This window comes from Micromonospora sp. PRAS1, from assembly GCF_059553435.1.
Map to the genome: position 1 here is coordinate 1 of NZ_JCANNB010000068.1, position 15,589 is coordinate 15,589.

3 protein-coding genes are annotated in these 15,589 nt (G+C 75.4%); all 3 read right to left on the reverse strand.

What is annotated here, in order from left to right; genetic code table 11:
- The coding region (locus AC507J_RS31745) for an amino acid adenylation domain-containing protein (protein ID WP_496294177.1) at window positions 1–4,468 on the reverse strand (4,468 nt) is incomplete at its 3' end.
- Complete coding sequence (locus tag AC507J_RS31750) at window positions 4,465–10,812, reverse strand: amino acid adenylation domain-containing protein (protein ID WP_496294179.1); 6,348 nt, start codon at window positions 10,810–10,812, stop codon at window positions 4,465–4,467. The genes AC507J_RS31745 and AC507J_RS31750, both read right to left, overlap by 4 nt.
- A partial coding sequence (locus AC507J_RS31755; RefSeq protein ID WP_496294181.1) for an amino acid adenylation domain-containing protein occupies window positions 10,809–15,589 on the reverse strand: 4,781 nt, incomplete at its 5' end. The genes AC507J_RS31755 and AC507J_RS31750, both read right to left, overlap by 4 nt.

Sequence of the window (15,589 nt, forward strand, 5' to 3'; positions counted from 1 at the left end):
GGTCGAACTTCGCCACCGCGGGCACGACCCCGTCGGCCGCGGGCACGGGGCCGACGTCGTCGCCGAGGAAGTTCACCATGACGTCGAACAGCGGCGACCGCGAGCGGTCCCGGCCCCCGCCGACGGCCTCGACGACCCGCTCGAACGGCACGTCCTGTCGCGCGTAGGCGTCCAAGGCGATGCCGCGGACCCGGCCGAGCAACTCGGCGAAGGTCGGGTCGCCGGACAGGTCGAGCCGCAGCACGACGGTGTTGACGAAGAACCCGACGAGATCCTCGACCTCGCCGCGTCCACGGTTGGCGACCGTCGAGCCGACCACGACGTCGTCGGTGTCGGCGTGGCCGGCGAGGACCACCGCGAACGCCGCCAGCATCGTCATGGACACGGTGGCGTCGTGCTCACGGGCCAACCGCCGGAGCCGCTCGGTCGTGTCCGCGTCGACGGTCAACGGCAGCGCCGCCCCCCGCGACGAGCGCACGGGCGGTCGCGGCCGGTCGGTCGGCAGATCGAGCACCGGTGCGCCCGCGAGGCGGCGGCGCCAGTAGGCCAACTGCTCGTCGAGGACCGCGGCCGGCAGCACCTCCCGCTGCCAGACGGCGAAGTCGGCGTACTGCACCGGCAACGCGGGCAGCGTCACGCCCTCGTACAGGGCGGTCAGGTCGCGGTGCAGCACCCGGCCCGACCACTCGTCGGCGACCACGTGGTGCAGCACCAGCGACAGCACGTGCCGGCCGAGCGCCAGCCGCAGCAGCGTCGCCCGCAGCAACGGCCCGGCGGCCAGGTCGAACGGTGCGGCCGCGGCCCTGGCCAGCAACTCGTCCGCCACGTCGGCTGCGTCTGAGCGTCCGGACAGGTCCACGACGGGCAGCGGCACCGGGCGCGGCGGGTCGATCACCTGGTACGGCACCCCGTCCGAGCCGGACACCAGCCGGGTCCGCAGGATCTCGTGGCGGGCCGTGAGCCCCGCCAGGGCCGCCGCCAGCGCGGCCACGTCGATCGGGCCGTCCCACCGCAGCGGCATCGGCATCACGTACTGCGTCGAGCCCGGCTCCAGCCGGTCGAGGAACCAGAGCCGCTGCTGCGCGAACGACAGCGGCAGCGGCCGGTCCCGCCCGACAGCCGTCACCGGCGGGGAGACCGACTCGCGGGCCCCGTCCACCACGACCGCGAGATCACGCACGGTCGGGGCGTCGAAGAGCGCCGCCAGCGGTACCTCGACATCGAACACGGCCCGCACCCGCGACACGACGCGGGTCGCGAGCAGCGAGTGCCCGCCGAGGTCGAAGAACCCGTCCTCGGCCCCGACCCGGTCCACGCCGAGGACCTCGGCCCAGATCGCGGCCAGCAACTGCTCGGTGTGGGTCGCGGGCGCAGTGTGTCCCTCGCCGCCCGTCCGGTCGGGCACGGGCAGCGCGCCCCGGTCGATCTTGCCGTTGGCGTTGAGTGGCAGGCTGGCGAGTTCGGCGAACCCGGACGGCAGCATGAACGCGGGCAGCCGCTGCCGGAGGTGCTCGCGCAGCTCGCGGGCGTCGGGGACGCCCTCGGCGAGGTCGGCCGGCACGACATACGCGGCGAGCCAGGCCTGCTCGCCGTCGCCCTGAACGGTCACGACCGCGGTGTGCACGGCCGGGTGGGTGGCGAGCGCCGCCTCGATCTCGCCGGGCTCGATCCGGAAGCCGCGCACCTTGACCTGTTGGTCGAACCGGCCGAGGAACTCCAGTTCGCCGCCGACGGTACGGCGTACCCGGTCGCCGGTGCGGTACATCCGCGAACCGTCCGCAGCGAACGGGTCGGCGACGAAGCTCTCCGCGGTACGGGCCGGCAGGCCGTGGTAGCCACGAGCGACGCCCTCGCCGGCGAGGTAGAGCTCGCCGGCGACCCCGACCGGGGCGAGGCCGAGGGCGGGGTCGAGGACGTGGGCGCGCATCCCGGGCAGCGGCCGACCGATGGGCACGGTGCCGCCGTCGGCCGAGGCGATCGGATGCCAGGTCGCGAAGGTGGTCGTCTCGGTGGGGCCGTAGACGTGCAGCAGCCGCTGCGGACCACCGGCGGCCAGCACACGCCGGACACTGGGCGGGTCGACGGCCTCGCCGCCGAACAGCAGGGTGCGCACGCTGTGCAGCCCGTCTGGGAACTCGGCGGCGACCTGGTTGAACAGGGCCGTGGTCAGAAACAGCGCGGTGACCCGGTGGCGACGCACCTCGACGGCGAGCCGGCGCGGCGAAAGCAGTGCGTCGCGGTGAATCCCGGCGAGCGTCGCGCCGTTGGCCAGGGCGCCCCAGATCTCGAACGTGGCGGCGTCGAAGGATGTGGTGGACGCCTGGGCGATGACGTCGCCGGGGGCGATCGCGAGGTAGTCGCCGGGCGCGACGAGGGCGGCGATGTCGCGGTGGGTGACCCCGATGCCCTTGGGCCGGCCGGTGGAGCCCGAGGTGTACATCACGTAGGCGAGCGACTCCGGCGCAACCGTCGCCGGCGTCCAGGCGGGCACGGTGTCCGCGCCGAGGTTGTCGAGGCGGACGACGGCGGCGGCGCCGGCGATCGTGGCGCCGGGCGCGCCGTCGGTGACGAGCACGCGGGCACCGCTGTCGGCGAGCATGTACGCGAGCCGTTCGGCCGGGTACTGCGAGTCCAGCGGCAGATAGGCGCCGCCGGCCAGCCACACGGCGAGCATGCTGGTGACCATGTCGGCACCGCGCTCCAGGAGCAGCCCGACGATGCTTTCGGCGCCCACGCCGAGGACGGTGAGATGGCCGGCCAGCCGGGCGGCGCGGTCGAGCAGGACGCCGTAGGTCAGCGTGCGCCCGTCGAAGACGAGGGCCACCGCGTCCGGGTGGGCTGCCGCGCGGGCGGCGATCAGGTGATGGACGCCGCCGTCCGGGGGCGGCGGCACGGTGGTGCGGTCGCCCTCCTCCAGCAGGCGGCTGCGTTCGGCGGCGCTCAGCAGCGGCAGCGCCGACAACGGCCGGCCGGGATCGGCGGCGATCGCGCCGAGCAGCACGGTGAGGTGCTCGGCGAGCCGGGCCGGCATAGCATCGTCGAAGAGCGTCGCGCGGCACTCGATCGCGCCGGCCAGCCCGCCCCCGCTCGTATCGCCGAGCGTCACGAGCAGGTCGAACTTCACGGGTGGCGCGGCGGTCACCTCCCCGTCGGGGCCGTCGCCGTCGCCGGGCTCCGCGGCGGCGTAGTCGAACATCACCTCGACCAGGGGCGTACGCGAACGGTCCCGTTCGGTGGCGGCGGCGTCGACGAGCTGCTCGAATGGCACGTCCTGGTGGACGTAGGACTCCAGCGCGGTGCCCCGTACCCGGCCGAGCAGCTCGGTGAACGAGGGGTCGCCGGACAGGTCGCAGCGCAGCACGAGCGTGTTGACGAAGAAGCCGATGAGATCCTCGGTCTCGGGCCGGCCGCGGTTGGCCACCGGCGCGCCGACGGCGACGTCGTCGGTGCCGCAGTAGCGGCCCAGGAGCACCGCGAAGGCGGCGAGCGTGGTCATGAACATCGTCGCGCCCTGCCCCCGTGACAGCGCGCGGAGCGCCTCGGCAACAGACGGCTCGACGGCGAACGTGTGCCGCGCCCCGGCCCGCGACTGTCGGGCCACGCGGCCACGGTCGACCGGCAACTCCAGCGGGGTGAGGCCGGCCAGGCGCCGGCGCCAGTAGTCGAGCTGGGCCTCCAGCGTCGGGCCGGAGAGCCACTCGCGCTGCCAGACGGCGAAGTCGGCGTACTGCACGGCCAGCGGCGGCAGCGGGTCCGGGTCGCCGGCCCGGAACGCGTCGTAGAGCGCGCCGAACTCACGCCGGAAGATCCGCTCGGACCACTCGTCGAAGGCGACGTGGTGGACCGAGAGGGCCAGCAGGTGCTCGTCGGGCGCCAGCCGGATCAGCAGTGCCCGGCAGAGCGGGCCGTCGGCGAGGTCGAAGGCGGTGTGGGCGTCCTGGGTGGCCAGCCAGTCGGCGACCGCCATCCCGCCGCCGGACACGTCGGCCATCGGCAGCGGGAACGGCCGCGGCGGGTCGATCACCTGGTGGGCGACGCCGTCGGAGCCCGGGACCAGGCGGGTTCGCAGCACCTCGTGGCGGCCGACGACGCCGCCGAGCGCCGCGCGCAGCGCCCCGACGTCCAGCTCGCCGCCGAGCCGCCAGCGCATCGGGACGTTGTACTGCGCCGAGCCCGGATCGAGCTGGTCGAGGAACCACAGCCGCTGCTGGCCGAAGGAGAGCGGCAGCTCCCGGTCCCGGCCGGCGGCGCGGATCGGCGGGGCCTGCCCACCGGCCGGCGGCTCCTCGGCCGGCCGGCCGGCCAGCACCAGCGCGGTGAGCGCGTCGCGGTGCTCGCGCAGTCCGTCGCGCAGCGGCGGGGTCAGGGCGTCGCGCGGCGCGACGACCCGCAGCCGCCCGTCGACGACGTCGAGGCGCACGCCCCGTTCGTCAAGCCGCCGGAGCAGTTCCTCGGGCGAGAATGTCATCGGGTCACACCGTCCTCGTCGGGCCGGGTCGCGTCCTGGGCGTGGGCGTGCAGCATCTGCAGGGCCTCGCTCTCCGATAGCTGCTCGATCTCCTGCCAGATCCGCTCCTCGACGGCGCGGGCCAGCGCGGCCAGGGTCGGCCGGTCGAAGAGCGCGGCGAGGGCCAGGTCGATGCCGAAGGCGTCGCGGATTCGGGAGACGACCCGGGTGGCGAGCAGCGAGTGGCCGCCCAGGGCGAAGAAGTCGTCCTCGGCGCCGACCCGCTGCACGCCGAGCACGTCGCGCCAGATGCCGGCCAGCCGCTGCTCGGTCGGCGTCGTCGGGGCGACGTACTCGCCGGTGCGGGCGGCCTCGTCGGGTGCCGGCAGCGCCGCGCGGTCGAGCTTGCCGTTGGGCGTCAGCGGCAGCGCCGAGAGTTCGGCGAACACCGACGGCACCAGGTACTCCGGCAGGCTCGCCCGGGCCAGGTCGCGCAGCTCGCCGAGCTCGGGCAGGCCAGCGGCCGGGTCGGCCGGGACGAGGTACGCGGCCAGGCGCCGCTGCTCGCCCTCGCCCCAGGCTCCGACGACCGCCTGCCGGACACCGGGGTGCGCGGCGAGGACGTGCTCGACCTCGCCGGGCTCGACCCGGAAGCCGCGGACCTTCAGCTGGTGGTCGGTGCGGCCAAGGAACTCGACCTGCCCGTCGGCGCGCCACCGCGCACGGTCGCCGGTGCGGTACATGCGGGCGCCACCGGGCTGAAAGGGGTCGGCGAGGAACCGCTCGGCGGTGAGCGCGGGCCGGGCGCCGTACCCGCGGGCGACCTGGACGCCCGCGACGAACAGCTCGCCGGCCACGCCGACGGGTACCGGGGCGAGGTGGTCGTCGAGGACGTAGAGCCGGGTGTTGGGCAGCGCGGCGCCGATCGGCGGCGGGTCCTCGCTCTCCGGATCGATGCGGGCCGTGCTGGCCAGCACGGTGGTCTCGGTCGGGCCGTAGCCGACGAACGCCCGCCGCCCGGGCGCCCAGTCCCGGCCGATCCGCGCGCCGACCGGCTCGGTGCCGATGAGCAGGGTGCGGGCGGCGGGCAGGTCGGCCGGGTCGATGACGGCGAGCAACGACGGGGCGACGCTGAGCACCTCGACGGCCTCGGCGCGCAGCATCGCGACGAGGGCGCGCGGGTCGGCGCGCTGTTCGGGCGAGGCCACGACGAGCGTCCCCCCGGCCGGCAGCATCACCGCGACGTCGAACACGGTGCCGTCGAAGCCGAACGCGGCGAACTGCAGCATCCGGGTGCCCCGGCGGGCGTCGAGCGTCGGGGCGAGCGCGGCCGCCATGTTGACCAGGCCGCCGTGCGCGACCTGCACGCCCTTGGGCCGGCCGGTCGAGCCGGAGGTGTAAATGACGTACGCCAGCTGGTCGGCGTCGGCGTCGGGGGCCGGCCCGGCGGCAGGTCCGGGCCCGAGCTCGTCCATCCACACCACGCCGTCGAGGACGGTCGCGGGTAGAGCGGCCGCCGTCGAGCGGTGCGCGACGAGCGTCCGGGCACCGCTGTCGGCGAGCATGAACCGCAGCCGCTCGGCCGGGTAGCCGGGGTCGAGCGGCACGAACGCGGCACCGGCCCGCCAGGCGCCGACCATCGCCACGAGGGCGTCGATCCCCCGCTCCAGGCACAGTCCCACCACGGTCTCCGGCCCGACGCCGGTCGCGCGGAGTCGGCCGGCGAGACGGTCGGCGCGGCCCATGAGGCCGGCGTAGGTGAGCCGGCGTCGGCCGTGCACGATCGCCACGACGTCGGGATCGGTCTCGGCCCGTGCAGCGATGAGCCGGTGGACGCCGGCGACGGCGGGCACGGGGGCGCGGACGTCGTTGAAGGACTCCAGCAGCAGTCGGCGGTCGGCCGCGCCGAGCATCTCCAGGCGGGACAGCGGCCGGGCCGCGTCGGCGGCGACCGCCGTCAGCAGGGTGACGAGGTGGGCCGCCAGGCGCTCGATGGTGCTCGCGTCGAACAAAGCGGTGCTGTACTCGAACGCCGCGGTCAGCGCGTCGCCGGCCGCGCCGATCGTGAGCGACAGGTCGAACTTGACGGCCTTGGTCTGCGGCCCCGGAGCGTTGCCGCCGCCGATCTCGCCCGGGTGGTACGGCACGTAGGTGAACATCACCTGGAACAGCGGCGTCCGCGAGCGGTCCCGCTCGGTGCCGAGGGCATCGACGAGCTGCTCGAATGGCAACTCCTGGTGCGCGTAGGCGGCCAGGGCCGCCGCCCGGGTCCGGCGCAGCAGTTCGCGGAACGACGGGTCGCCGGACAGGTCGGCCCGCAGGACGAGGGTGTTGACGAAGAAGCCGATGAGGCCCTCGAGTTCGACCCGGTCGCGGTTCGCGACCGGCGTGCCGACCACGACGTCGTCCGTGGCGCAGTACCGGCCCAGCAGGACCGAGAACGCCGACAGCAGCGTCATGAACATCGTGGCGCCGCCGTCGCGTGCCACCGACCGCAGCCCGTCGGTGACGTCCGCGGGCACGGAGAAGCGGTGCACGGCGCCGGCCGAGGAGCGCACCGGCGGGCGGGCCCGGTCGGCCGGCAGCTCCATGACGGGCAGCCCGGCCAGCGCGTCGCGCCAGTAGCCGAGCTGGGCATCGAGCCGGTCGCCGGAGAGCCGGTCGCGTTGCCACACCGCGAAGTCGGCGTACTGCACCGGCAGCGGCGGCAGCGGATCGGCCGCGCCGGCCCGGGCGGCGTCGTAGAGGGCCCGCAGCTCGCGGCGGAAGATCTGGTCCGACCCCTCGTCGAAGACGGCGTGGTGCATCGACAGCGCAAGGACGTCCCCGGCCTCACCGAGGCGCAGCAGCAGCCCGCGGATGAGCGGGCCGTCGGCCAGGTCGGCGGGCACCTCGGCGTCGTGCGCGGCGAGCAGGTCGGCCGCGGCGGCCGGGTCGGCGCCGTCGGACACGTCGACCACCGGCAGCGGGAACGGCGCGGGCGGGTCGACGACCTGGAACGCGGCGCCGTCGGGCCTGGTCACCAGGCGGGTGCGCAGCACCTCGTGGCGGGCCGTCAGCGCGCTCAGCGCAGCCTGCAGCGCCTCGGCGTCGGCACCGCCCTCGAACCGCACGCGCATCGGCACCAGGTAGTCGCTCTGCTGGGGGTCCAGCTGGTGCAGGAACCACAGCCGCTGCTGACCGAACGACAGCGGCAGCGGCCGGTCCCGCCTGGCCGGCGCGATCGGCGGTCCGGCCGCGTCGCCCGAGCCCGCCGGGTTCAGGCCGGTCAGGTCGTTGACGACGGCGGCGAGGCCGCGCACGGTCGGCCGGTCGAAGAGGGCACCGAGGGGCACCTCGACCCCGAACACCTCCCGGATCCGGGAGACGACCCGGGTCGCCAGCAGCGAATGCCCGCCGAGGGCGAAGAAATCGTCCTCAGCGCCGACCCCCTCGACGCCCAGCACCGCGGCCCACACCCCGGCAAGCAACTCCTCGGTGGGGCCGGCCGGCGGGACGTGGTCCACGTCGGCGCTGACCGGCTCGGGGGCGGGCAGCGCGGCCCGGTCCAGCTTCCCGCTCGGTGTGACGGGCAGGTGCGCCAGCTCCACGAAGGCGGCCGGGACCATGAAGCCGGGCAGGGTGCGGGCGGCGAGGTCACGCAGCTCGGCCGGGCCGGGCAGCGGCGTCTGCGGGTCGGCCGGCACCAGGTAGGCGACCAGCCGCCGGTCGGCACCGTCGCCCCACGCGGTCACCGCCGCCGCCCGGACCGCGGGGTGGGCGGCCAGTGCCGCCTCGACCTCGCCGGCCTCGACCCGGAAGCCGCGCAGCTTCAGCTGGCCGCCGATGCGGCCGAGGAACTCCAGCCGCCCGTCGGCCCGGCGCCGGACCCGGTCGCCGGTGCGGTAGAGCCGCGAGCCGTCGGCGGCGTGCGGATCGGCGACGAACCGCTCGGCCGTCAGCGCGGGACGCCGGCCGTAGCCGCGGGCGACCTGCGGCCCGCCGACGTACAGCTCGCCGGCCGCCCCCGCTGGCAGCAGCCGGAGGCGGTCGTCGAGCACGAGCAGCCGCAGGTTGGCGAAGGGCGTGCCGATGGGCAGCGGGTCGACGTCGGCCGGGCCGATCTCGGCGGTCGCCACGCCGATGGTGGTCTCGGTCGGGCCGTAGCCGTTGACCAGCCGGACGCGTCGGGCCCAGTCGCGGGCCAGGCGGGCCTCGAGCCGCTCGCCGACGGTGATGAGCGTGCCGAGGCCGTCGAGGTCGCCGGGGGGCAGGACGCCGACGAGCGACGGGGGCAGGGTCGTCGCATCGATGCCACGCCGTCGGATGAGGGCGCCGAGCGCGCCGAGCTCGGCGCGCTCGGGCTCGGTGGCCACGACCAGGGTGGCACCGGCGGTGAGCGCGATCAGCAGCTCGCCGACCATGCCGTCGAAGCCGGCCGGGGCGAACTGCAGGACCCGAGCGCCGGGCCGCACCCGCAGCGCGGAGCGCACGGCGAGGGCCATGTTGGCTGCGGCGCCGTGCGTGACCTGGACGCCCTTCGGGATGCCGGTCGAGCCCGAGGTGTAGATGACGTACGCCAACTGGTCGGGGTCCGGCGCGGGCAGGCCGGCGCCCGCGCCCGGCTCGGCGTCGGCCGCGTCGGCCGCGTCGGCCGCGTCGAGGAGGATGGTGACGCCGGCGTCGGCGAGCATGAACGCGCGCCGTTCGGGCGGCAGCGGCCGGTCCAGCGGCAGGTACGCCGCGCCGGCCCGCCACACGGCCAGGATCGCCACGACGAGGTCGAGCCCGCGCGGCAGGTCGAGCCCGACGACGGTCTCCGGTCCGGCCCCCCGCCCGCGCAGGCCGGCGGCGAGCCGGTCGGCCCGGTCGAGCAGGGCCGCGTAGCTCAGCGACCGGGCACCGCAGACGGCAGCGAGGGCGTCGGGGGCCGCTGCGGCCCGCGCGGCGACGAGCGCGTACGGGTTGGACTCGCCGCCGGGCGGCACCTGCGGGCCGCGCGCCTCGCGGTCCAGGCGGCGGCGCTCGTCGCCGTCCATCAGGGGGAGATCGCCGACGCGCAGGTCGTCGCCGGCGGCGATGGCCCGCAGCAGGGCGGCCAGGTGCCCGGCCATCCGCTCGACGGCCGCCGCGCCGAAGCGGGCCGGGTCGTACACGAGCCGGATGCCCAGCCCGCGGCCGGCGTTGACGATGACGGCGAGCGGCTGGTGCGCGCGCATGTCGGCGAGGTTGCGCTCGACCCGCAGGGCGCCCTCGCCGGCCTCGCTGCCGTGGGGGTAGTTCTCGAAGACGAACAGCGCCTCGAACAGCGGCTGTCCGGCCGGGACGGCGGTGACGGCCTGGATCGCCGGCAGCGGCGTGTGCTCGAAGCGGCGGTCGCGCTGCTGCTCGTCCTGCAATGCCCGCAGCCAGTCGCCGAGGGGCGCGTCGCGGTCGACCGTGGTGCGCACGGGCGTGGTGCACATCAGCAGGCCGACGACGCCGTCCAGGCCGTCGAGGCCACCCGGGCCGTCGTGACCGCCACGGCCGGAGGAGGTGACGCCGTAGACCACATCGGCGTCGCCGCTGTAGACGGACATGAGGACGGCCCAGGCGCCCTGCACGACCGTGTTGAGGGTCAGGCGGTGCCGCCGGGCGAAAGCGATGAGCCCCGCCTCGGTCTCCTGCGGCGGTACCGGCAATCGGCACACGCCGTGCCCGGCCGCGCCCGGCAGCCCGCCGGGGGCGGCGCCGAGGTCGGTCGCCGCGGTGATCCCGGCGAGCCGGCCCCGCCAGTGCCCGGCTGCGGCGGCCGGGTCCTGCCGCCGCGACCAGGCGACGAAGTCGCGGAACGGCCGCCGGGACGGCAGGGCGGGCAGCTTTCCGGCGGCGAACGCGCGGTACGCGGCGAGCACCTCACCGACGACGATCGGCACGCTCCACCCGTCGAGCAGCAGGTGGTGGTAGCTCAGCACCAGCTGGTGGCGGTCGGGGCCGAGCCGCAGCAGCGCCAGGCGGGTCAGCGTCGGCGCGCCAAGGTCGGCCCCGCGGTCCCGGTCGTCAACGAGGAACCGCTCGATCGCGGCCTGCCGCGCCGGGTCGTCGAGCGCCGAGAGGTCCTCGGCCCGCCACGGCAGCGGTACCGTCGACGAGACCACGGCCACCGGCTCGGCGACACCGTCCCAGACGACGCCGGTGCGCAGCACCTCGAAGCGTGCGTACACGGTCTCCCAGGCGCGGCGCAGGGCCCGCTCGTCGAGCGCGCCGGTCAGCAGCAGGCCGTGCTGGGACCAGTAGACGCCGGGCGCGGCGGCCAGCCGGGTGTGCAGCAACATGCCGGCCTGCAACGCGGTCAGCGGGTAGATGTTCTCGATGGTCCGGTCGCGGGCCCGCGGTGGTCCGGTCATGAGTCGCCTCCGGTCTCGAAGCGGCGCCTGATGGCATCGAGCGCGTCCTGGTCGAGCTCGGCGAGCGGGAAGTCCGACGGCGTGTAGCCGCCGGTGTCCCCGCGCAGGCATTCGTCGATGAGGTCCCGCATGACGGCGAGGTACCGCTCGGCCAGGTGCCGTACCGTGGCTTCCCGGTGGATGCCCTCGGCGTAGGTCCACACCATGTGCAGCCGCCCGCCGGCGATCTGACCGTTGATTTCGATCAGGTGGGTGCGGGCGGCCTCATCCGGCACCGAGCGGCCCAGCGAGCGGTCCGCCGGCCGGAACTGGGCCGCGGTCGCCGAGGTCAGCGCCTGCTCGGTCTGGCCGAGGTAGTTGAAGGCGACCTCGGCGGCGAACCGGGGCGTCCAACCGGTCAGGTGGCGCAGCAGCCCATAGCCGAGACCGCGCCGGGGCACCGCCCGCAGCCGTTCCTTGGTGTGGCGCAGCACCGCGCCGAGGTCCGTGCCGCTGGTGAGCGCCACCGGGTAGAGGCTGGTGAACCAGCCCACCGTCCGCGACACGTCGATGTCGTCGCCGACGTCCTCCCGGCCGTGGCCCTCGACGTCGACCAGCACCGAGCCCGAGCGGGCCCACGACCCCAGCACCACGCCGAGCACGGCCAGCAGGGCGTCGTTGACCTGGGTGTGGAACGCGCCGGGCAGGTCGCGCAGCAGGCGCCCGGTCGATTCCTCGTCCAGCGTCACCCGCACCGCGCGGGCATCGCCTACTGTGTTCGGGCCCTCGCCGTCGCGGGGCACGGTGCCGGTGGCGACGCCGAGGCCCTCCCAGTACGGCACCTCGTCGCGGAGTTCGGCTGAGCGGGAGATCTCGTCGAGCCGCTCGGCCCACTGCACGACGGAGGAGGTCTTGGCCGGCAGCGTCGGCGGCGTGCCGTCCTCGTCCTGCCCGCAGGCGGTCGCGAGGTCTTCCAGCAGGATCGGCCAGGAGACCGCGTCGACGGCCACGTGGTGGGCGACGACGAGGGCCGACTGCTCGTGGTCGCGGCCGGCCGCCCGGTCGAACAGGACGATCCGCAGCAGCGGGCCGGCGGTCAGGTCGAGGCCACTGTGGGCGGCGACGGCGTCCGCCTCCATCGCCTCGGGGGTCTCGGCCAGGCTGACCCAGACCGGCGCTGGCGAGCCGACCTCACCGACCTCACCGGCGACGGGCGTCGCCTCGGCGACCCGGCCGTTCCACCCGGCCGAGCCGGCCCAGGAGCTGCGCTCGAACCGCATGCGCAGCGCGTCGTGGTGCGCGCTGAGCGTGGCGACGGCCCGGCCGAGCGCCGCGGCGTCGACCCGGCGGGCGACCTGGAGGAGCATCGCCTGGTTGAAGTGCGACGGGTCCGGCAGGTCGCGGGCGAAGAACCACCGCTGGATCGGAGTGAGCGGGAACGGCCCGCTGACCGGACCCTGGTCGGCCCGGGCGGCGCTGCGGGCGGTGGCGACGGCGGCCAGCGCGGAAACGGTCTGGTGGTCGAACATCTGGGCCACGGTGACGTGCACGCCAGCCTCCTGGGCCCGAGCGACCACCTGGATGCAGACGATCGAGTCGCCGCCAAGCTCAAAGAAGTTGTCACTGGCGCCGACCCGTTCGACGCCCAGCACGTGGGCCCACACGGTGGCGAGGATGCGCTCGGTCTCGGTGGCCGGCTCGACGAACACGGCCTCGGAGCGCGCCTCCTCGGGCGCCGGCAGCGCCGCCCGGTCGAGCTTGCCGTTACTCGTCATCGGCAGCGCCGTCAGCTCGGTGAAGACGGCCGGCACCATGAACTCCGGCAGCCGCTGACGCAGGCGCTCACGCAGCACGCCAGCCGCGGGCACGGGCTCGGCCGCGTCGGCCGGGACGAGGTAGGCGACGAGCCGATCGCCGGCGAGGACCACGACGGCGGCGCCGATCGCCGGGTGGGCGGCCAGCGCGGCTTCGATCTCGCCGGGCTCGATGCGGAACCCGCGGACCTTGACCTGCTGGTCGGCCCGGCCGACGAACTCGAGGTCGCCGGTGGCGCTCCAGCGGACGCGGTCGCCGGTGCGGTAGAGCCGCGAGCCGTCGGCGGCGTAGGGGTCGGCCACGAACCGTTCGGCGGTCGCCACCGGCCGCCGCAGGTAGCCGCGCGCTACGCCGGCCCCGCCGGCGTAGAGCTCGCCGGTCACGCCGACCGGCACCGGACGCAGGTCCGGGCCGAGCACGAACAGCCGCAGGTTCGCGATGGGCCGGCCGATCGGCACGGTGCCCGCGCCGATCGCCGACGGGTCCATGCAGGCGTACGCGGACACGTCGATCGTCGCCTCGGTCGGGCCGTAGACGTTGTGCACCGCGACGCCCCAGCGCCGCCGTACGTCGTCGACGACCCGCCAGGGCAGCGCCTCGCCGCCGCAGACGATCCGGGTCAGGGCTGCCAACCGGTCCGGGTTGGCGCCCCCGTGCTCGGCAACCAGGCCGAGCACCGCCGGCACCGTCGGCCAGAGCGAGACGGCCTGTCCGGCCAGCACGCCGGCGACCACGGGCGCGTCGGCGACGACTCCCCCGGCGGGCAGGACGACGAGGGTGCCGCCGACCGCGAGCCCGGGGAAGATCTCGATGCCGAACGCGTCGAAGCTCGGCGACGACGACACCAGCACCCGGTCGCCGGGCCCCATGCCGTACCGGCCGGTGAACCAGTCCACGTAGTTCACCAGCGACGCGTGCTCGACCAGCACGCCTTTGGGCCGGCCGGTCGAGCCGGAGGTGTAGATGACGTACGCCAGGGACGGCCCTCCGGCGCCACCATCGCGCACCGGTGCCGCGGCGCGGACGGCGGCGCGAACCGCGGGGTCGTCGAGCGACACGACCCGGACCCGGCTGACGGGTAGCTCCTCGACCACGTCCATGAGCCCGACGAGCACCGCCGCCCGCGAGTCGGTGAGCATGAAGGTCAGCCGTTCCGGCGGGTAGGACGGGTCGAGCGGCAGATAGGCACCGCCGGCCCGGCTCACCGCCAGCATCGCCACGACGAGGTCCGGCCCGCGCTCCAGGCACAGCCCGACGACGGCCTCGGGGCCGACGCCCTTGCCGCGCAGGTAGGCGGCGAGGCGGGCCGACCGGTCGGCCAGCTGCGAGTAGGTCAGCGTGTGTCCCTCGCACACCACGGCGACGGCGTCCGGCCGTTCCGCGGCCCGGGCGAGGATGAGTTCGACGACGCTGCCGGCGCCGGATCCGGGCGCGGCGGTCTCGTTCCACTCCGTCACGAGCCGGTGCTGCTCGGCCACGGACAGCATGCCCAGGCGCGACAGCGGGCGGGTCGCGTCGGCGGCGATCGCGGCGAGCAGCTCGACGAGGTGCCCGGCGATCCGCCCGGCCGTCTGCGGGGTGAACAGGGCGGTGCTGTACTGCACCCGGCCCGCGAGCCCGTCGCCGTCGTCGGCGAGGATCAGCCGTAGGTCGAACCGGGAGCTGATGCCGGTCTCCAGGCCCTCCAGCGCGGCGCGGGCGGCGGCGGCCGGGCGGTCGCCGGCCACGCTTTCGGGCTCACCCTCGGTGAAGTAGTTGAACAGCACCTGGAAGAGCGGGGCCCTGGACCTGTCGCGCTCGACGGCGAGGGCGTCGACGAGCTGCTCGAAGGGCAGGTCCTGGTTGGCGTAGGCGTCGAGGGCGACACTCTTCACCCGCCGCACCAACTCGGTGAACTCCGGGTCGCCGGACAGGTCGGTGCGCATGACGAGGTCGTTGATGAAGAACCCGATGAGGCGCTCGGTCTCGGCCCGGTTCCGGTTGGCAACCGGCGTGCCGACCACAACGTCGTCGGTGCCGCAGTACCGCCCGAGCAGCACCGACACCGCCGACAGCAGGGTCATGAACATGGTCGCGCTCTGCTCACGGGAGAGCGCCCGCAGGGCCCGGGTGACGGCCGGCGGCACCGCGAAGTGGGCCATGGCGCCGGCGGCCGAGCGCACCGGGGGGCGCGGATGGTCGAGCGGCAGGTCCAGGGTCGGCAGGCCAGCGAGCCGGTCCCGCCAGTGGGCCAGTTGCCCATCGAGGACGGCGCCGGTGAGCCAGGCGCGTTGCCAGACGGCGTAGTCGGCGTACTGCACCGGCAGGGGCGGCAGCGCCTGCCCGGCGTAGAGCGCGTCGAGCTCGCTGCGCAGGATGCGGCCCGACCACTCGTCGGAGGCGGCGTGGTGCACGACGAGGGCGAGCACGTGCTCGCCGGCGGCGAGGCGGATCAGCGTCGCCCGGATCGGCGGCGTGGCGGCCAGATCGAACGGGTGCCGCGCATCGGTCTCGACGAGCGCCCGGGCGGCGCCGGCCGGGTCGGCGGCGCCGGTGACGTCGACGACGGGCAGTGGCACCGTGCCGGGCGGGTCGGCGATCTGCCGCGGCACGCCGTCCGGGCCGGTGACGAGCCGGGTGCGCAGCACCTCGTGGCGGGCCACGACACCGTCGAGGGCCGCGCCGAGCGCGGCCACGTCGAGCGGCCCGCCCCAGGCGATCGGCATCGGCACGTTGTATTCGCTGGAGCCGGGTTCAAGCTGGTCGAGGAACCACAGCCGCTGCTGGGCGAACGACAGCGGCAGGTCGGCGGTCCGTGGCACCGGGACAATCGGCGGGGCGGCGGGCCCGGCGGTGGTGGCGTCGACGACAGCGGCGAGCCCGCGCACCGTGGGGTGGTCGAACAGGGCGGCGAGGGGCGTCTCAACACCGAACACGGTCCGAATCCGCGAAATAACCTGCGTGGCCAACAACGAATGCCCGCCGAGGTCGAAGAAGTCGTCGT

Excerpts from the sequence above, each read along its gene's own strand:
- AC507J_RS31750 (WP_496294179.1), bottom strand. The coding sequence starts at position 10,812 with ATGACCGGACCACCGCGGGCCCGCGACCGGACCATCGAGAACATCTAC.